This window comes from Streptomyces sp. NPDC111516, from assembly GCF_055635345.1.
Window position 1 is genome coordinate 374,686 of record NZ_JBVKBV010000003.1, and the last position, 16,681, is coordinate 391,366.

Genomic DNA, 16,681 nt, shown 5'->3' on the forward strand with positions numbered 1-16,681 from the left:
CGCCGGACTACGACGGCAGGGACTCACCCTGCACGGCCTGGATGTCGAGCCCCACCCGCAGCGTCGTACCGATCGCGGAGATGCCCGCCTGCACCACCTGGTTGTAGTTCATGGCGAAGTCCTCGCGGCGCAGCTCCGCCGTCGCGCTGAACGCCGCGCGCACCCCGCCCCACGGGTCCGGGCCCGTCCCGAGGTAGCTCAGGTTCAGGTCGACCGGGCGCACGATGCCGTGCATCGTCAACTCGCCGTGGACCAGCCAGCGGTCGGGGCCCGCCGGAGTCAGGCCGTTCGAGCGGTACGTGATCTCCGGGAACTGGTCCGCGTCCAGGAAGTCGGGCGAGCGCAGGTGCTTGTCGCGCATGCCGTTGCCGGTGTCGATGCTGGCCGCGCCGATGACGGCGTCGACCCGCGACTGCTGTACGTCCTCCGCGATCTCGATCCGGCCGCCGAACTCGGTGAACCGGCCGTGCACGCTGGAGATCCCCAGGTGCTGCGCGACCGCGCCCACCGAGGAGTGCGCCGGGTCCAGCGACCAGACGCCCGGCGGCGGCAGCTCCACGCCGCCCTGGCGGGCCAGCACCACCGTGCCGGCCTCGACCCGCCCGCTCGCCGTGACGAGGGCGGTGGAGGCGGCGGGGGCGTACCCGACCGCCGTGACGATCACCGTGTACGCGCCGGCCGGCAGCGGGGTCTCGGTCCGCACCGCCCCGTCCTCGTCGGCGGTGGCCCGCAGCACCTGCGCGCCGGTCATGTCGGTGACCGTCACGACCGCGTGCTGGACCGCCCAGCCGTCCCGCGTACGTACCTGTGCGCGAAGTCCCATCCCGTTTTCTCTCCTTGCTCAATGACTCAATGAGTCGGGCCCCGGGGCAGGGGACGGCAGGCCGTCCCCTGCCTGCCGTCCCCACCACCGGGGCCCATTTCCACCGGCCGGTACAGCGTCTCCGCTCGAAACGCCGACCCGCCAGGGGTCTGTGGTTACTCGCCGGGGTGGGCGAGCTCGATGTCGTGGCCGTCGACCCCGCGACCGGCCACGGTCAGTGCGCCGGCCACCGGCGGGTAGCCGGTCGCGATGACCGAGTACTCGCCCGCGTCCAGGTCGGTGAAGGCGTACGCCCCGTCCTCCCCGGTCGTCGAGGTGGCGACCACATTGCCCGCCGCGTCGACCAGCGTGACCCGCGCGTCCGGCAGTGGCCGCCGGCCGGAACCGGCCCGCACGACACCCTGCACCAGCGCACCGGACTGCAGCGCGGCCTCGATCCGGGTGACGCCCTGGCCGCCGATCTCCACCGGCAGCGCCAGCGGACGGAACCCGGCGGCGTTCACCGCGACGGTCACCGAACCGGGGACCAGCCCACCGAAGGTGAACTCGCCCGTCTCACCGGAGTTTCCGGTGGCCAGCACATCGCCGCGCACATCGGTCACGATGACCATGGCGCCCGCGACGGGCGCGGCGGTCTCGGCGGTCCGCACGATCCCGGCCAGACCGCTCGTACCGGAGAGCAGGATGTCGTACGAGAGCGGCTCGTCACCGACGACCACGGTGGACGCCTGCGGCTGGAAGCCGTCGGCGGACGCGATCAGGACGTAGGAGCCGGAGCCCGGCGCGTCCAGACCGTAGCTGCCGTCGGCCTGGGCGACGGAGCGCCCCAGCTGCCGGCCGGCCAGCGAGATCAGCGTGACGGCGGCCCGGGCGACGGGCGCACCTTCGGAGCCGCGCACCACACCGTGCACGGCCGTGCCCTGCAGGGTGGCGACGGGGGCTTCCAGGGTGGTGACCGATGCGGCCGGGGACACCACCGGGGAGGACGGAGCGGTGGCCGGAGCCTCGACCGCCTCCGCGACGGGGGCCTCGGCCGTGGCCGGGGCGTCGCTCACGGCGTTCTTCTTCAACGCGACCTCCTTGATGAAGATGGTGATCAGGAAGGCGATCAGCGCGGCCGGGGCGGCGTACAGGAAGACATCGCCGACACCGTGACCGTAGGCGCTCTCGACGACCGTGCGGAACGGTTCGGGCAGCGCCTGCACGTCGGGGATGCCCCCACCGCCGGTGCCGCCGTGGCCCATGGCAGCGCCCTTGGGACCGAGCTCCGCGAGGCCGTCCTTGACGTAGTGGGTGACGCGGTTCGCCATGATGGCGCCCAGCGCCGAGACGCCGATCGCACCACCGAGGGAACGGAAGAAGGTGACGACGGAGCTGGCCGAGCCGAGGTCGGACGGAGCGACCTGGTTCTGCGTGGCGAGCACCAGGTTCTGCATCATCATGCCGATGCCGAGACCCATGACGGCCATGAAGACCGCGATGTGCCAGTACGTGGTGTCGTACCGGATGGTGCCCAGCAGCCCGAGCCCGGCGGTGACCAGGAAGCCACCGGTGACCAGCCAGGCCTTCCAGCGGCCCGTCCTGGTGATGATCTGGCCGGAGACGGTCGAGGAGATGAACAGGCCCGCGATCATCGGGATCGTCATGACACCGGACATCGTCGGCGACATGCCGCGCGCCAGCTGGAAGTACTGGCTGAAGAAGACGGTGCCCGCGAACATCGCGATACCGACGAACAGCGAGGCCAGCGAGGCCAGCGTGATGGTGCGGTTACGGAAGAGGCGCAGCGGGATGATCGGCTCGCTCGCCTTGGACTCGACGGCGATGAAGACCAGAGCCAGCACGGCGGATCCGGCGAGCATCACGCCGGTCTGCCAGGACAGCCAGTCGTACTTGTCGCCCGCGAAGGTGACCCAGAGGAGCAGCAGCGACACGGCGGCGCTGATGAAGAACGCGCCGGTCCAGTCGACCTTGACCTCACGCTTCACGACCGGGAGCTTCAGGGTCTTCTGGAGCACGATCAGCGCGATGACGGCGAACGGCACACCGACGTAGAAGCACCAGCGCCAGCCCATCCAGCTGGTGTCGGTGATGACACCGCCGAGCAGCGGACCACCGACGGTGGCGACGGCGTACACCGCACCGATGTATCCGCTGTAGCGACCGCGCTCACGCGGGGCGATCATGGCGGCCATCACGATTTGCGCGAGGGCGGAGAGCCCGCCGACGCCGATGCCCTGGACGACACGGCAGGCGATCAGCATGCCGCTGCTGGTCGAGAGACCGGCGACGACCGAGCCCGCGACGTAGATGAGGAGCGCTATCTGGACCAGCAGCTTCTTGCTGAACAGGTCGGAGAGCTTGCCCCACAGGGGGGTGGTGGCGGTCATGGCCAGCAGCGAGGCCGTGACGACCCAGGTGTAGGCGCTCTGGCCGCCGCCGAGGTCGGAGATGATCTCCGGAAGGGCGTTGGAGACGACCGTCGACGACAGGATCGCGACAAACATACCGAGCATCAGCCCGGCCAGCGCTTCCATGATCTGACGGTGAGTCATCGGCGCGCCGGACGGGGTGTCGGAAGATCCCCCGTGCTTGGCGTGGCCGCCCCGCACACCGGCTGGTGTGGTCGTAGCCATTGAGTTCCTTGTCTTTGCTTCTGTTACACAGGTGTACGGGTGTGCAGGTCGTTGTCGCTGCCGGCGGGCCGCGGGCGACAGTCGCCGATGTGCTTTCCCGGGGCGCACTCCCCGGGGCCGCGGCAGTCGAAACTGGTGCGCAGCCGGGCGAGCAGCGTGATGAGCTGTCCGACTTCGTCGTCGGACCAGTCGGAGAGGTTGTGGACGAACAGTTCCGTGATCCGCTGGTTCAGCTCGATGAGCAGGTCGTGTCCGGCGGGGGTCAGCCGCAGGATGCGGGACCGCTTGTCCGCCGGGTTCGAGGACCGCTCGATCCAGCCGTGCTCTGCCACATGGGCGACATGGCGGCTGGTCACGGACATGTCGACGGCCATCAGCTCGGCGAGCCTGCTGATCCGCATTTCGCCGTGCTCACGGAGGAGTGCCAGTACGGCGGCGGAGCCGCCAGGACATTCGGGGGGCAGCATGCGGGCAAGACCCCGCTTGACGACTCCGACGGCGCTGAGCTGCCGGGCCAGTTCTTCGTACTGACTTCGTACGGCCACGGGCCCCCCAGACATCTCGGTACATCTTGTTGCTTAGGGCAACCATAGAAGCCGTTGGTTGCTGAAGGCAAACGAAAGAGGGCTTGCAGAAGTAAAGGAACGCAAAAGGCTGCGTAGGGCTCGGGTCAAACGCCCAGCGTGCGGGGGGAGGGCCGGGGCGGGTGTGTCTCCTGCCACAGGTGGGGCGATCGGGTGCGCGTTCCAGGGCGCGTGCGCGGCGGTCCCGCGGCGCACGCAGGGGTGCTGGGGCGATGGGGGGCACGCGCTGCGCGGGGACGCGGGTACGCGCGGTGCACGGGGCGCCGGTACGCGGGGTATACGCCCCTTTCGCACAGACTTCGCGGCGGGGTGCGCGTCGCTCCCGGAGCCGGTCCCCGCTTCCGGCCACGGTCCTTCGGTGACCCGGGGGTTGGGCCGTAACGCCGAGTTCGCTAGGGTCCTGGCCCATGGCAAATATCCCCCACGCCCCGCAGGGCCCCGAGGGCAATAACGACCCGGCCGGCAGTACTCAGATGTTCCGCGCCTTCGTCGACGAGGGCGAGCCGCAGCGCCGGCAGCAGCCGGCCGCTTCGGCCGGACCGAGGACCGGAGTGATCGCCGTCGTCGTCGCGGTGATCGTGGTCCTCGGGGCGGTCGCCTGGCTCGCGCTCGGCTGACCGGCGCACCGGTTTCCCCGTAGCGCTTCCGCCTCCACCCGTCACTTCAATACGGCGGTGACCTCCCGGGTCTCGACATGCATCCCCAGGGGCACCCGCCAGGCGTCCACGCAGACGGTGTACGTCTTCGTCCGTGCGGCTCCCGCGTCGATCGGCGCGGGCAGCGGCGCGGACGACTCGACGGTCGCCCAGTCGATCCCCAGCCCGCCGATGACGTGCGTGGCGAAGGTGACCGTCCCGGACCGCGCCGGTGATCCTCCGGTGTTACGGAACTCCACGGTCACCTTCTCGCACCAGCGCTCGTCCGCGGCCGCCCGCTCCGGGGCGCCCACCACCAGCACGGCAGGCCCCGCGGGCGGGGTGGAGCCGGGTGCGGGTGCGGATGGGGGCGCGGGGTCCGTGGAGCCGCTTCCCGTACCGCCTGAGCCGCCCGTACTGCCGCCTCCGCTCTTGCTACCGCTTCCGCTGCTCGTACCGCCCGTTCCGCCCGTGCTGCCCGCACCTGCCGTGCCGGGAGCCCCCGGCGTCCGGCCGGTTCTGCCGCCCGCGGCGCCTGTACCCCCGTCGGCGGAACCGTCGGCGGAACCGTCGGCGGAGGCGTCCGGCGAGGGCCCGCCGTCGGTCCGGCCCCCGGCACTCCCGCCGCCCTTGTCGCCCTTGCCGTGCTCGCCGTCCTTGCCGCCCCTGCCGAGCGGCACCAACGTCACTTTCCCCGACGGCGCCACCGCCCCGGAAAGCGGTCTCTCCGGGCCCGTGCCCGCCGCGCCGATCGCCACGTAGCCGTCGTTCGCCGTACCGCCGCCGCAGGCGGCCAGCGTGCCGCCCAGACACAGCACGGCCGCCGAGGCGGCGATCACGGAGCCCCGGCGGCCGGTCGAGTCGCGTATCTGACGTCGCATCGCGCCAGTGTGGCTGACGGTCCGTCAAATCGGAAGCCTTGCGCCGCGGTGCTGCGGTCCGCGGCGCTTAGAAGATCGGCAGGACAGGGCCTAGTCGGCGATGAGCCCTTCCCTGAGCTGGGCGAGCGTACGGGTCAGCAGGCGCGAGACGTGCATCTGCGAGATGCCGACCTCCTCGCCGATCTGCGACTGGGTCATGTTGGCGAAGAACCGCAGCATGATGATCTGGCGTTCGCGCGGCGGAAGCTTGGCCAGCAGCGGTTTGAGCGACTCGCGGTACTCGACGCCCTCCAGCGCCGAGTCCTCGTACCCCAGCCGGTCCGCCAGGGAGCCCTCGCCGCCGTCGTCCTCGGGCGAGGGCGAGTCCAGCGAGGAGGCGGTGTACGCGTTGCCGACGGCCAGGCCGTCGACCACGTCCTCCTCGGAGACGCCGAGGGCCTTGGCCAGCTCCGGCACGGTCGGCGAACGGTCGAGCTTCTGGGCGAGCTCGTCGCTGGTCTTGGTCAGCGCGAGGCGCAGCTCCTGGAGCCGGCGCGGGACGCGCACCGACCACGAGGTGTCGCGGAAGAAGCGCTTGATCTCCCCGACGACGGTCGGCATCGCGAACGTCGGGAATTCCACGCCTCGTTCGCAGTCGAACCGGTCGATCGCCTTGATCAGGCCGATCGTGCCGACCTGGACGATGTCCTCCATCGGCTCGTTGCGGCTGCGGAACCGTGCCGCGGCGTACCGCACCAGCGGGAGGTTGAGCTCGATGAGTGTGTCCCGTACATAGGCACGCTCCGGGCTGTCCGTTCCGTCGGGGCCCGGTACGGGCTCCAGCGCGGCGAGCCGCAGGAACAGGGAGCGGGACAGGGTGCGGGTGTCGATGGCTTCCGGCGAGCTGGTGAGCACAACGGGTGCGGGTGCGCTCTTCGTGAGCGTGAGCACCTTCGAGCTGCCCTGTTCTGCGGACATGCCACCCCCTTGAGGTCGCGGTCGGTCGCGTGGAGCCGCGACCATCGGAGGAACGCAGCCTCCACCTGAATACCGGAGGCGGGGCCACGGCAAACGCGGTTCCCGCAGAATGTCACATGTCGGCAACACGCTGTAGTGACATGTCGACAAGTCTTTGTCGCATCTGCGCAGTTAACGGGGGGTGTGACGCAATTCCGGCCGTCCGAACCGAACTTCGAGTGCTCTACCCGAACCGGTTAGGCCTCGATCCTGTTTGCGGATCGAAGTCGGGCGAAGCTACGGGCCAGCAGCCTTGACACGTGCATCTGGGAGACCCCCAGTTCCGCACTGATCTGCGACTGCGTCAGATTGCTGTAGTAGCGCAGCAGCAGGATGCGCTGTTCGCGTTCGGGCAGTTGTACGAGCAGGTGCCGGACCAGGTCACGGTGCTCGACCCCGGCCAGGGCCGGGTCCTCGTAGCCGAGCCGGTCCAGCAGTCCGGGCAGACCGTCGCCCTCCTGGGCGGCCTCCAGTGAGGTCGCGTGGTAGGAGCGGCCCGCCTCGATGCAGGCCAGCACCTCGTCCTCGGAGATCTTCAGCCGCTCGGCGATCTCCGCAGTGGTGGGCGAGCGGCCATGAGCGGTCGTCAGGTCCTCGGTGGCGCCGGTGACCTGGACCCAGAGTTCATGCAGCCGACGCGGGACGTGGACCGTGCGTACGTTGTCCCGGAAGTACCGCTTGATCTCGCCCACGACGGTCGGCATCGCGAAGGTCGGGAACTGGACACCGCGTTCGGGGTCGAACCGGTCGATGGCGTTGATCAGGCCGATCGTGCCGACCTGGACGACGTCCTCCATCGGCTCGTTGCGGCTCCGGAAGCGCGCGGCGGCGTACCGCACGAGGGGCAGGTTCGCCTCGATCAGCGCGGCCCGTACCCGGCCGTGCTCCGGAGTGCCCGGCTCCAGGTTCTTGAGCTGTCCGAAGAGGACCTGGGTCAGTGCCCTGGTGTCGGCGCCCCTGGTCCTGCCGGGCGTCGTCGCGGTGCTGTCGGGGGTCTCGGTCTGGACCGTCCGGGCTGCTTGGGCCGTCTCGGCGGTCTGGACGGTCTGGGGAGGCACTTGAGGCGCTGTACTGGCCGGCACGATGACGCCACCCCTTTGCGGTCAACTTCGGTCAACTCATCCGTCAAAAGCGGTCATAGCATCACAAGACATGTCCACTGTGTGCAAGCACCGCATAGCGTCGTGTTGGGATCAACTTGGTTTAAACACTAAGAAAAGCCCCTCACCGCAATGGTGAGGGGCTCGGGGGACCGGCTACGGCAGGCGGAGCAGGCGGATCAGAACGGATAGTCGGCAATCACCCAGGTGGCGAACGCGCGCCACTGAGCGGCGGCGGCCTGATGGGCCGGATGCTCGATGTAGCGCTTCAGGGCGTCCTCGTCGGCGACCGCGGAGTTGATGGCGAAGTCGTACGCGATCGGCCGGTCGGTGATGTTCCAGGCGCACTCCCAGAACTCCAGCTCGGGGACCTGCCCCTCCAGTTCCCGGAAGGCCTGCGCCCCGGCGACGACCCGCGGGTCGTCCCGCTCGACGCCGTCGTTCAGCTTGAACAGGACCAGATGGCGGATCATGGGGTACTCCTACTTCACGAGCTCGGACATGAAGTCGCCGACGCCCTGTGCGGCACTCGAAATGCCCTCGAACCCTACCTGGACAAGTTCCGCCGCCCGGGCCGGGGACGTGATGATCGTGTACGCCACGAAGCCGACTATCACGTAGAGAGCTATCTTCTTCGCTTGCACCATCAGCCCCTGCCTCCCCTTCGATCCCCTGTGCAGTCGGGCGAGTCTATCCGCACGAATGGCCGTATCCCTCTGTGGTTTCCGACCACTCACAGGGCCTTTAAGGACCAAGGGCCCGGCCATCGGGGTCCTTTGCCCGCTCGCGGGGCCTCTGCGAAGCCGCAGGATGGAGGCTGGGCCCCGCGGATCCGGCAGGAATTCCGAGGGGCGAGGGACAGGACCGTCACTGTGGGGTCCTCGCCGCGAGCTTTCCCCCCTGACCGCGGCGAGGGCTTGAACGGCCTGTTCTTCCCGGGGGAAGCGGCTTGTCCCCCCGATGCCGCTTCCCCCGACCAGGACTTCGCGGACCGGTTGTGGTCCCGGTACGACGACCGTCGCGCCCGGGCCGGCAGCCGGTCCGCGTGCGTATCGGGACGAGTCGGTACGAGTCGGTGCGGAAAACTCGAAGGGCCCGACGCGATACGCCGGGCCCTTCACAAGAGCGGTAGCGGAGGGATTTGAACCCTCGGTGAGTTTCCCCACACTCGCTTTCGAGGCGAGCTCCTTCGGCCGCTCGGACACGCTACCGAGACAGAGCTTAGACCATCGGGGAGCGTGGACAGAAATCCGATGTCAGAGGTCGCGGAAGAACGCCGTCAGCCGGTCGGCGCAGATGTCCTCCAGCACTCCGTGGATCACCTCCGGGCGGTGGTTGAGCCGTCGGTCGCGTACGACGTCCCAGAGCGAGCCCGCCGCGCCCGCCTTCTCGTCGCGCGCTCCGTAGACCACCCGGTCCACGCGGGCCTGGACCAGTGCCCCCGCGCACATCGTGCAGGGCTCCAGGGTGACCACCAGGGTGCATCCGGACAGCCGCCACCGGCCGAGTGCCGCCGCGGCACGGCGGAGGGCGAGGACCTCGGCGTGCGCGGTCGGGTCGCCGGTCGCCTCGCGTTCGTTGTGTCCCGTGGCGAGCAGGGTGCCGTCCGGGCCGAGTACGACGGCGCCGACCGGCACATCGCCGGCCCGCGCCGCCAGGTCGGCCTCGGCCAGGGCGCGGCGCATGTGCGCCCGCCACGGGTCTCTTACGGGATCGTGCGGATCTTCTAGGGGGTCGTGCGGGCCTCTTGTGGGCTCGCACGGTTCGCGTGGTTCACGCGGTTCGCGTGGTTCACGCGGTGCCGGTGGTCCTTGCGGGTGCGGTGGTTCGCTCACCCGCGGACCCTAACGGACAGCCTCCATGACCTCGGCCGCACCCAGCGCGTCCGCGATCTCCACCAGTGCGTCCGTACGCAGCATGAGCAGCTCCGCCTCGGGGAGCCCGAGGTCGGCCAGGACCCCGGTGTCACCGAGCGGGCCCGCCGGTACGGCGTCGGCATCGAGTCCGTCGTCGTCATCGTCGTTGGTGTCGTCGTTGTCGTTGTCGTTGTCGGGGGTGATGTCCGGTTCGCCGTCCTCCGTACCGTCGAGGCCGACGAGCTCTTCGAGGGCGGCAATCGTGTCGTCGGCCCCGGGTTCGCGGCCGAGCAGTTCATCGGTGAGCAGGATCTCCCCGTACGAGGAGCGGGCGGCGGCGGTGGCGTCCGAGATGAAGATACGGGGGTCTTCCTCACCGTCCACCCGGAGGATGCCGAACCAGGCGTCCTCCTGCTCGATGAAGACGAGCACCGTGTCCTCGTCCACCGAGGCCTCGCGGGCCAGATCCGTCAGGTCGGACAGGGTCTCCACATCGTCGAGTTCCGTGTCGCTCGCTTCCCACCCGTCTTCGGTGCGCGCGAGCAGTGCGGCGAAGTACACCGTGACTCTCCCACTGGTCATAGGGGCGTCGGTCCGGCGGGAGGGCAGTCGGTGGTCCGGCTGTCCTGCGTCCCGCCCATCGGAATCGTGGCAGAAACAAGGCCTTTGCGAGAGGAGTTCGGCCGTTGCGTCGGCCATCAGTTCTCCTGGACGCCGCCACCAGGGGGACGCCGGGCCGCCGTCCGACCTACCAGCGGAAGGTCCGCATCCGCATGGCCTGGCGCATCCGGGCGGCTCGCACCCGGCGTGGCTGGACCCGGTCGCGGAGCGCCTTCGCCTCATGAAGCTCGCGCAGGAAGTGGGCGCGCCGCCTGCGGCGCGCCGCCTCGGTCTCCTGCGGGTCCTGCGAGTCCTCGGCGTCCTGCGGGACCGGCGTGTCCGGCTGGTCCCGCTCCCGCTGTTCACTGTCCGGCATCGGCTCATCACCCCAAGGCTGGGTCGTATGCCACCACCTTCCCTCCGAACGTGCGGTTGATGCCAGCGCACGAGTGCGGGAGGCCCGGTTACTGTTGAGCCCATGCGGATCCACGTCGTCGACCACCCACTGGTCGCGCACAAACTCACCACCCTGCGCGACAGGCGCACCGACTCCCCGACCTTCCGGCGGCTCGCCGACGAACTGGTCACCCTGCTCGCCTACGAGGCCACCCGGGATGTGCGCACCGAACAGGTCGACATCGAGACCCCGGTCACACCGACGACCGGTGTGAAGCTGTCGCACCCGCGGCCGCTGGTCGTACCGATCCTGCGGGCCGGTCTCGGCATGCTCGACGGCATGGTGCGGCTGCTGCCGACCGCCGAGGTGGGTTTCCTGGGCATGATCCGCGACGAGGAGACGCTCCAGGCGTCCACGTACGCGACGCGGATGCCGGAGGATCTCTCGGGCCGCCAGGTGTACGTCCTGGACCCGATGCTGGCCACCGGCGGCACGCTGGTCGCGGCCATACAGGAGCTGATCAAGCGCGGTGCGGACGATGTCACCGCGGTCGTGCTCCTCGCGGCGCCCGAGGGCGTCGAGGTGATGGAGCGCGAGCTGGCGGGTACGCCGGTGACCGTGGTCACCGCCTCGGTCGACGAGCGGCTCAACGAGAACGGCTACATCGTCCCGGGCCTCGGTGACGCGGGCGACCGGATGTACGGCACGGTCGACTAGGACCTTTGTCCGGATCAGGCCCGAGCGAGTCGTGCCGGGCTGCCGGGGCCCGGCCCGGCAGCCGTCAGCAGGACGGTGCGGGGGACGGATTCGTAAGGGCCGTGAGCGCATCGGCGGCCGACCGGGGCGTGCTGAACGCCGTGAACTTCGTACCGAGAATCAGATCGACGTCCGCCGTCCGGCGGGCGTCGGTCTTGAGGACGGCCCCCTGCAACTGCGTGCCGAGGACCGGGAACGAGCCGTTCGTGGCCGACGGAGCGCCGAGCAGCACCCCCGGGCCGGCGACCTTCTTGTCGTACGCGGCCGGGGCGTTCCCCACCTTGCCGATGGTGAAGCCGCGCTTCTTCAGCTCGTCGGCTGCCTTCTTGGCGAGGCCGCTGCGCGGTGTCGCGTTGTAGACGTTGACGGTGATCTTCGCGGGCTTCGGCAGCGCCTTCGCGGGCGGCTTGGCTGACGGGCAGTCCGTCTTGTGGTCGGCGGCGCTGGCCTTCCTGTCGCCGCCCGTGAAGACGTCGATGAGCTGCATCGTGCCCCATCCGGCCAGCCCGAGGGCGACCACGGAAGCGGTGGCAGCGAGGATCAGTTTGCCGCGACGCCGAGGGCGGCGCATGCGCGGGTACTTGTCGCCCGTGATGCGGTACTTTCCGCCCATGCCGGGGGGAGTGAGCATGCTCATGGGCGCAGCGTAGTGCGGCCCGGTGATGATGCCTACTAAATGATCAATGGATCGCACCCGTCCGGGTGCGAAAGCACCCGAACGAACCCGGAGCGGGCCGTCCACAGGGCTTGCGAGTCCGTACGGGGCTCCGCGGGGATTCCGCGGCGCACCCGCGAGCCTTCGTCAGCCGAGTTCGAGCACCCGGGCGTGGAGTACCTGGCGCTGCTGAAGCGCGGCGCGGACCGCGCGGTGCAGTCCGTCCTCCAGGTAGAGGTCGCCCTGCCACTTCACGACGTGCGCGAACAGGTCGCCGTAGAACGTCGAGTCCTCGGCGAGGAGGGTCTCCAGGTCCAGGTTGCCCTTGGTGGTCACCAGCTGATCGAGGCGGACCGGGCGCGGCGCGACATCCGCCCACTGCCGGGTGCTTTCCCGGCCGTGGTCGGGATATGGCCGCCCATTTCCGATGCGCTTGAAGATCACACGGAAAGCCTACCGGGCAAGAGCCCCCGGGCGCAGCCATGCGACGGGACTGCGGTGCTGGTGATATCGCCATAAACACAGGCATTCCGGAATGGTGGCCGTGATGAGTGGCACGGCACGGGTGGAGGCGCGGGTTCGGACACCGGCGGCGCCGGAGTGTTGCCGGCGCAGGAGATGTTCTCGGCGGCGGGCGCGCGGCGCTCTTGTCTGCGCGCGGCGTCGTAGCGCGTCGTCAACTCGGTGTCGTCTACTCGGGCTCGTCTACTGCTCGGCTGCGCGTTTGGCCGCCCTGGCCGCCTGTTTGGCCTGCTGCTTGTACGCGCGGACCTCGGCGAGTGAGTCCGGGCCGGTGATGTCGGCGACCGACCGGTGCGAGCCCGCCTCGCCATACGGTCCGGCCGCCTCCCGCCAGCCCGTCGGCCGGACCCCGAACTGCTTGCCCAGCAGAGCCAGGAAGATCTGCGCCTTCTGCGTGCCGAACCCCGGCAGGGCGTTCAGCCGTTTTCGCAGCTCGGCCCCGGTGGAGACATCGCTCCACACCGCGCTCGCGTCGCCGTCGTACTCCGCCACCAGGTATTGGCACAACTGCTGCACCCGCTTGGCCATGGAGCCCGGATAGCGGTGCAGGGCGGGTTTGGTGGTGAAGAGTTCGACGAAGGCCTCCGGGTTGCAGGCGGCGATCTCATGGGCGTCCAGGTCGTCTCCGCCCATCCGTACGGCCAGGGCGTACGGGCCGGAGAAGGCCCATTCCATCGGCACCTGCTGGTCCAGCAGCATGCCGACCAGAGCGGCGAGCGGGCTGCGCGCCAGGAGCTCGTCCGCCGCCGGCTCCTGGGCGATCCGCAGGGTGATGTCCTGGTCCTTGTCGCTCTTGGTCATGCCTTCGATCATCCCGACGGTGGAGTGGCCCGGCCACTCGAGCGCGTCCCGGGTGCCCGAAGGGGCAGCGGCGGCTGCCCCCGGCCGGCGGGATCCGGGCTGGACGAGGCAGTGGCACGTCGTGAAGGTGGAGTGGTGAGGCCATCACGACGCGCCTTCGACCGGGGCGCGGTCAGGAGAGACGACGATGCACGCACAGGAATGGGACCAGGAACACGACCACGAGCGTGATCACGGGTACGGCCAGGAGCAGGTCCACGACGACGCCCCGCACGAAGCGAGGGCGGCCGGGGGCCGGGAGGCCGCGGACACCCCGCACCTCTACCGTGCGGCGGCCGCGGGGCGGGCCGATGTGGTCGGCGCCGGCGGCATGAGCGTGCTCCAACGGGCGGTCGGCAACAGCGCCGTGGGATCGATGCTCCAGAGGCAGGAGGAGGACGAGCGCTCCCCCGTGCACAACGTGATCTCGTCCGGCGGCGGGCAGCCCCTGGACACCGATACCCGCACCGACCTGGAGGGGCGGATGGGCGCGGACTTCTCCGATGTGCGCATCCACACCGACTCCGCCGCGCACGAGTCGGCGAAGGGCGTGGGCGCCCACGCGTACACGGTCGGCAACAACGTCGTCTTCCAGCGTGACGCGTACGATCCGTCCTCGCCGCAGGGCCGCACCACGCTCGCCCATGAGCTCACCCATGTGATTCAGCAGCGCAACGGCCCGGTGGAGGGTACGGAGGCGCCGGGCGGTATCCGGGTGAGTGACCCGTCCGACCGCTTCGAGCGGGAGGCCGTCGCGAACGCCGACCGGGTGCTGTCGGACCCGGCTCCGGCGTCGGATTCGGCTCAAGTGGCTCCAGCCGGCGCGGCAGGGCATGAGGCACCCCCGGTCGCGTCCCCCGCTGTGCAGCGGGCGGCGACGGAGGACGAGGACGAGCAACCCGCCGATGTGCAGGGCTCCTTCGTCCAACGGGCGAAGGAAGGGGCCGAAGAGGAGGAAGAAGAGGCCCCGCCCGCCTGACCGGAGTCAGCCCGCGGTGTCCGTCCGCATCGTGCCGCCGAGGAACAGCGACTCCGCACACCGCGAAGGCGTCGGCGCGTTCACCGGCTTGCCCACCTTCCGGCAGTCGACGGTCATCGTGACCTTGCCACCGGCGGGCACCAGGATCGGCGTGACGAAGTGGTAGTCGGAGTCGCGGAAGTTCTCCAGCGCGAGCCGGAGCACGGGCGTGTCCCGCCCGGAGGAGACCACGAGCGTGCCCGCGTCGCCCTGCGGGTTCTGGACCACGATGTCGGTCAGCTGGAAGGTGTGCCCGGTGGGCACCTGCAGGGCCGTCGAGGTGTTCGACCCACCGCCCACCGAGTCCTTGACCTGCACCTGCGCACTGGTCGGGGCGGCGGCCGCCGAGCCGTCGGAGGCGCCGTCGGACGCGCCGGGGTTCGGCGAGGTACTCGGCTTCGGTGAGGCGCCGTTCGCACCGGAGGAGTCGCCGCCGCCCGAATCCGCCCCGGCCGTGGGGCCGGGGCTCGGGGCGTTGCTCTTGTCGGCCGCGGCGGCGGACCGTACCGCTTCCGGCGTGATCGCCTCCCGGGCCGCCGACTTCACGGCCGGTCGCAGCAGCGCGTACCAGAGCCCGACCAGCGCGATCAGCAACACAGCCGCGGTGATGAGGGCCCGGGGAAGCCAGCGCGGCAGGATCGGCTCCTGCTGGTACGAACCGTCCAGGACCACCGGCGCGACCGGGTCCTGACCCTCCGCCACGTCCGGCGTGGCGACGACCTGGAAGGGATGCGTGACCGGTGTACCACGCCACACGCGCTTCGCCGGCCGGATCCGCAGCCTTCCGAACTCTGCCCGGCCGGGCGCGATCTGCAGCGTGTCCGCCGCGAACGTGACCCGGGCCCGCTCCGTACCCGACCGGGCCCCCAGCCGCACGGTCGCGGGGGTGTTTCCCCGGTTGTCGACGGCGAGTTGGTGCCTGCCGCGCCACGCACCGTGCGAGCTGCGCGGTACCAGCTCGGCGGTCGTCTCGGTGAACGGGAGTACGGTCACCCGTCCCTCGGGCACCACCGTGTCGCCCTGCTCGCTGGTGGGCACCACCCGGATCCCGAAGGGCGTCTCCCCTGTGAGTACGGTCGAGTCGCGGGGCGGACGCAGGACGAGAGAAACGGCTTGGGTGTCGCCCGGATACAGCGACAGGGTCGCCGGCTCCACCGTCGACCAGTCGGCACAGGCGCCGACCACCTCGAAGCGGTATTCCTCGACGGTGCTGCCGGAGTTGAGGATCCGCAGGGGGAGGGCCGTCTCCTCGCCCGGTGCGGCAGTGACGGACGAATCGTCGAGGCTTGCCGTGAGACTCATAGGGCGCACCGTAGGGTCGGCGCCGAACGTCGACATCGGCCGTGAAGGAACACTTCCGGGCAGATTCTGTGCCCGGATCGGCTTTCTTGTTTCCCTGTAGGTATACGCGGGAATCTTTTGACCGCCTCAAGACGAATGAGGCACACCAGAACAGCCGTGTTGGTTGTGTTCAGTGTGATGCCATCGGCTGTTGCCCAGGGGGAGCATTGCCATGGAGCGCATCACTGTCGCATTACGGGCCCAGGATCCGATCTCACAGGCGGGCGTGGCCAGTCAGTTACGAGCCCGGCCGGAGGTCAGCGTGACGGACTGGGGGGAGGGCGACTCCTCACCCCAGATCGTGGTCGTCGTCGTGGACGCGGTCGATGACGAGGTGCTGACGATGCTGCGCCACATCCAGCGGACCAGCACCTCACGCACCGTCCTCGTCACCACGGACATCGACGAGCAGAAGCTGGTGAGCGCCGCGGAGTGCGGTGTCGCCGGTGTGGTCAGGCGTTCCGAGTCGACCCCGGAGCATCTGGTCCAGGTCATCAGGACGGTGGCGCGGGGGGAAGGCCATCTCCCGTCCGACCTGCTGGGCAGGCTGCTGGAGGAGGTCGGACGCCTCCAGGGACAGGTGCTCGGTCCGCGCGGACTGCACTTCACCGGTCTCGCGGCCCGCGAGGTGGATGTGCTGCGCCTGGTCGCGGAGGGGTACGACACCGCCGACATCGCGACGAAGCTGGCCTATTCCGAGCGCACGATCAAGAACGTGCTGCATTCGGTGATGACCCGGCTGCAATTGCGGAACCGGTCGCATGCGGTGGCGTACGCGATGCGGCAAGGGCTGATCTGAGCCGACCCGCGCGGGTTCGCGCGGCACTTCGGTAGATCCCCCGCTGCACGAAAGGGCAGCGTGGGCTTCCCGAGGGTGTGACTCCCGCACCGCTGTGCGTCCGCCGCCGGTGCAGGACCCTGACGTCCGGTATGCCGATCGGGCGAGGGTGGGGGAGGACTTCCGTGCGCTGGTTCCAGCCGCTTCGGCGGGTGCCGCGGTCGCGGCGGGACGGATCGACCCGGACCAGGCCGTCCGCTTCG

The 16,681-nt window shown here is 70.0% G+C and carries 19 protein-coding genes and 1 tRNA gene; 4 read left to right on the top strand and 16 right to left on the bottom strand.

The window, feature by feature from the left end:
• Nucleotides 1–7 precede the first annotated feature (7 nt).
• The 3 genes from ACZ7L9_RS09675 to ACZ7L9_RS09685 all read right to left on the bottom strand — a co-directional run bounded on the left by ACZ7L9_RS09675 (nucleotide 8) and on the right by ACZ7L9_RS09685 (nucleotide 4,004).
• Complete coding sequence (locus ACZ7L9_RS09675; RefSeq protein WP_471413992.1) at nucleotides 8–823, bottom strand: YceI family protein; 816 nt, start codon at nucleotides 821–823, stop codon at nucleotides 8–10.
• 155 nt (nucleotides 824–978) lie between these two features.
• Nucleotides 979–3,378: an MFS transporter gene (locus tag ACZ7L9_RS09680; RefSeq protein WP_471414137.1), complete on the bottom strand. Its 2,400-nt coding sequence runs from the start codon at nucleotides 3,376–3,378 to the stop codon at nucleotides 979–981.
• Nucleotides 3,379–3,482: 104 nt separating this feature from the next.
• Entirely contained in the window at nucleotides 3,483–4,004 is a 522-nt protein-coding gene (locus tag ACZ7L9_RS09685; RefSeq protein WP_471413993.1) for a MarR family winged helix-turn-helix transcriptional regulator, read from the bottom strand.
• A gap of 446 nt (nucleotides 4,005–4,450) precedes the next feature.
• On the opposite strand from ACZ7L9_RS09685, the gene ACZ7L9_RS09690 reads away from it, so the two are divergent.
• Nucleotides 4,451–4,660: a hypothetical protein gene (locus tag ACZ7L9_RS09690; protein WP_471413995.1), complete on the top strand. Its 210-nt coding sequence runs from the start codon at nucleotides 4,451–4,453 to the stop codon at nucleotides 4,658–4,660.
• Between the two features lie 41 nt (nucleotides 4,661–4,701).
• Here ACZ7L9_RS09690 and ACZ7L9_RS09695 read toward each other — a convergent pair whose 3' ends face one another.
• From ACZ7L9_RS09695 to ACZ7L9_RS09735, 9 genes are all read right to left on the bottom strand, one after another.
• Entirely contained in the window at nucleotides 4,702–5,559 is an 858-nt protein-coding gene (locus tag ACZ7L9_RS09695; RefSeq protein ID WP_471413996.1) for a hypothetical protein, read from the bottom strand.
• A 90-nt stretch (nucleotides 5,560–5,649) separates the two neighbouring features.
• Entirely contained in the window at nucleotides 5,650–6,516 is an 867-nt protein-coding gene (locus ACZ7L9_RS09700; RefSeq protein ID WP_471413998.1) for an RNA polymerase sigma factor SigF, read from the bottom strand.
• Nucleotides 6,517–6,752: 236 nt separating this feature from the next.
• Entirely contained in the window at nucleotides 6,753–7,637 is an 885-nt protein-coding gene (locus ACZ7L9_RS09705) for an RNA polymerase sigma factor SigF (RefSeq protein WP_471413999.1), read from the bottom strand.
• Nucleotides 7,638–7,834: 197 nt separating this feature from the next.
• Nucleotides 7,835–8,128 (bottom strand): Dabb family protein, encoded by a 294-nt coding sequence (locus tag ACZ7L9_RS09710; protein WP_389984150.1) that lies wholly within the window; start codon nucleotides 8,126–8,128, stop codon nucleotides 7,835–7,837.
• 9 nt (nucleotides 8,129–8,137) lie between these two features.
• Nucleotides 8,138–8,302, bottom strand: a complete 165-nt coding sequence (locus ACZ7L9_RS09715; protein WP_471414000.1) for a hypothetical protein — start codon at nucleotides 8,300–8,302, stop codon at nucleotides 8,138–8,140.
• Nucleotides 8,303–8,781: 479 nt separating this feature from the next.
• Nucleotides 8,782–8,866 (bottom strand) — tRNA-Ser (locus ACZ7L9_RS09720).
• A 45-nt stretch (nucleotides 8,867–8,911) separates the two neighbouring features.
• On the bottom strand, nucleotides 8,912–9,340 hold the full coding sequence (gene tadA / locus ACZ7L9_RS09725; RefSeq protein ID WP_471414001.1) for a tRNA adenosine(34) deaminase TadA: 429 nt from the start codon (nucleotides 9,338–9,340) through the stop codon (nucleotides 8,912–8,914).
• 159 nt (nucleotides 9,341–9,499) lie between these two features.
• The gene (locus ACZ7L9_RS09730) at nucleotides 9,500–10,072 is read right to left on the bottom strand and encodes a tRNA adenosine deaminase-associated protein (protein WP_471414138.1); all 573 of its coding nucleotides are present in this window, start codon (nucleotides 10,070–10,072) and stop codon (nucleotides 9,500–9,502) included.
• Between the two features lie 187 nt (nucleotides 10,073–10,259).
• Complete coding sequence (locus ACZ7L9_RS09735; protein WP_471414003.1) at nucleotides 10,260–10,487, bottom strand: hypothetical protein; 228 nt, start codon at nucleotides 10,485–10,487, stop codon at nucleotides 10,260–10,262.
• Between the two features lie 102 nt (nucleotides 10,488–10,589).
• Here ACZ7L9_RS09735 and upp point away from each other — a divergent pair, with 102 nt between their 5' ends.
• The gene (gene upp / locus ACZ7L9_RS09740; RefSeq protein WP_093900065.1) at nucleotides 10,590–11,225 is read left to right on the top strand and encodes a uracil phosphoribosyltransferase; all 636 of its coding nucleotides are present in this window, start codon (nucleotides 10,590–10,592) and stop codon (nucleotides 11,223–11,225) included.
• 64 nt (nucleotides 11,226–11,289) lie between these two features.
• Here upp and ACZ7L9_RS09745 read toward each other — a convergent pair whose 3' ends face one another.
• The 3 genes from ACZ7L9_RS09745 to ACZ7L9_RS09755 form a co-directional block, all read right to left on the bottom strand.
• Complete coding sequence (locus ACZ7L9_RS09745; RefSeq protein WP_471414140.1) at nucleotides 11,290–11,877, bottom strand: LytR C-terminal domain-containing protein; 588 nt, start codon at nucleotides 11,875–11,877, stop codon at nucleotides 11,290–11,292.
• 189 nt (nucleotides 11,878–12,066) lie between these two features.
• Complete coding sequence (locus tag ACZ7L9_RS09750; protein WP_072488263.1) at nucleotides 12,067–12,363, bottom strand: type II toxin-antitoxin system VapB family antitoxin; 297 nt, start codon at nucleotides 12,361–12,363, stop codon at nucleotides 12,067–12,069.
• A 261-nt stretch (nucleotides 12,364–12,624) separates the two neighbouring features.
• On the bottom strand, nucleotides 12,625–13,242 hold the full coding sequence (locus tag ACZ7L9_RS09755) for an HhH-GPD-type base excision DNA repair protein (protein WP_471414005.1): 618 nt from the start codon (nucleotides 13,240–13,242) through the stop codon (nucleotides 12,625–12,627).
• 187 nt (nucleotides 13,243–13,429) lie between these two features.
• On the opposite strand from ACZ7L9_RS09755, the gene ACZ7L9_RS09760 reads away from it, so the two are divergent.
• A complete protein-coding gene (locus tag ACZ7L9_RS09760) occupies nucleotides 13,430–14,260 on the top strand; it encodes an eCIS core domain-containing protein (protein WP_471414006.1) in 831 nt (276 codons plus the stop codon).
• A gap of 6 nt (nucleotides 14,261–14,266) precedes the next feature.
• Here the strand turns inward: ACZ7L9_RS09760 and ACZ7L9_RS09765 are convergent, their stop codons facing one another.
• Nucleotides 14,267–15,601 (bottom strand): COG1470 family protein, encoded by a 1,335-nt coding sequence (locus ACZ7L9_RS09765; RefSeq protein ID WP_471414008.1) that lies wholly within the window; start codon nucleotides 15,599–15,601, stop codon nucleotides 14,267–14,269.
• Between the two features lie 211 nt (nucleotides 15,602–15,812).
• Between ACZ7L9_RS09765 and ACZ7L9_RS09770 the strand changes: the two genes are divergently transcribed.
• Nucleotides 15,813–16,439, top strand: a complete 627-nt coding sequence (locus ACZ7L9_RS09770; protein WP_471414010.1) for a helix-turn-helix transcriptional regulator — start codon at nucleotides 15,813–15,815, stop codon at nucleotides 16,437–16,439.
• Nucleotides 16,440–16,681: the final 242 nt, after the last annotated feature.

Excerpts from the sequence above, each read along its gene's own strand:
- ACZ7L9_RS09710 (WP_389984150.1), bottom strand. The coding sequence starts at position 8,128 with ATGATCCGCCATCTGGTCCTGTTCAAGCTGAACGACGGCGTCGAGCGG.
- ACZ7L9_RS09680 (WP_471414137.1), bottom strand. The coding sequence starts at position 3,378 with ATGACTCACCGTCAGATCATGGAAGCGCTGGCCGGGCTGATGCTCGGT.
- ACZ7L9_RS09675 (WP_471413992.1), bottom strand. The coding sequence starts at position 823 with ATGGGACTTCGCGCACAGGTACGTACGCGGGACGGCTGGGCGGTCCAG.
- ACZ7L9_RS09715 (WP_471414000.1), bottom strand. The coding sequence starts at position 8,302 with ATGGTGCAAGCGAAGAAGATAGCTCTCTACGTGATAGTCGGCTTCGTG.
- ACZ7L9_RS09735 (WP_471414003.1), bottom strand. The coding sequence starts at position 10,487 with ATGCCGGACAGTGAACAGCGGGAGCGGGACCAGCCGGACACGCCGGTC.
- ACZ7L9_RS09745 (WP_471414140.1), bottom strand. The coding sequence starts at position 11,877 with ATGGGCGGAAAGTACCGCATCACGGGCGACAAGTACCCGCGCATGCGC.
- ACZ7L9_RS09770 (WP_471414010.1), top strand. The coding sequence starts at position 15,813 with ATGGAGCGCATCACTGTCGCATTACGGGCCCAGGATCCGATCTCACAG.
- ACZ7L9_RS09690 (WP_471413995.1), top strand. The coding sequence starts at position 4,451 with ATGGCAAATATCCCCCACGCCCCGCAGGGCCCCGAGGGCAATAACGAC.
- ACZ7L9_RS09700 (WP_471413998.1), bottom strand. The coding sequence starts at position 6,516 with ATGTCCGCAGAACAGGGCAGCTCGAAGGTGCTCACGCTCACGAAGAGC.
- ACZ7L9_RS09760 (WP_471414006.1), top strand. The coding sequence starts at position 13,430 with ATGCACGCACAGGAATGGGACCAGGAACACGACCACGAGCGTGATCAC.
- ACZ7L9_RS09695 (WP_471413996.1), bottom strand. The coding sequence starts at position 5,559 with ATGCGACGTCAGATACGCGACTCGACCGGCCGCCGGGGCTCCGTGATC.
- ACZ7L9_RS09755 (WP_471414005.1), bottom strand. The coding sequence starts at position 13,242 with ATGACCAAGAGCGACAAGGACCAGGACATCACCCTGCGGATCGCCCAG.
- ACZ7L9_RS09765 (WP_471414008.1), bottom strand. The coding sequence starts at position 15,601 with ATGAGTCTCACGGCAAGCCTCGACGATTCGTCCGTCACTGCCGCACCG.
- tadA (WP_471414001.1), bottom strand. The coding sequence starts at position 9,340 with ATGCGCCGCGCCCTGGCCGAGGCCGACCTGGCGGCGCGGGCCGGCGAT.
- upp (WP_093900065.1), top strand. The coding sequence starts at position 10,590 with ATGCGGATCCACGTCGTCGACCACCCACTGGTCGCGCACAAACTCACC.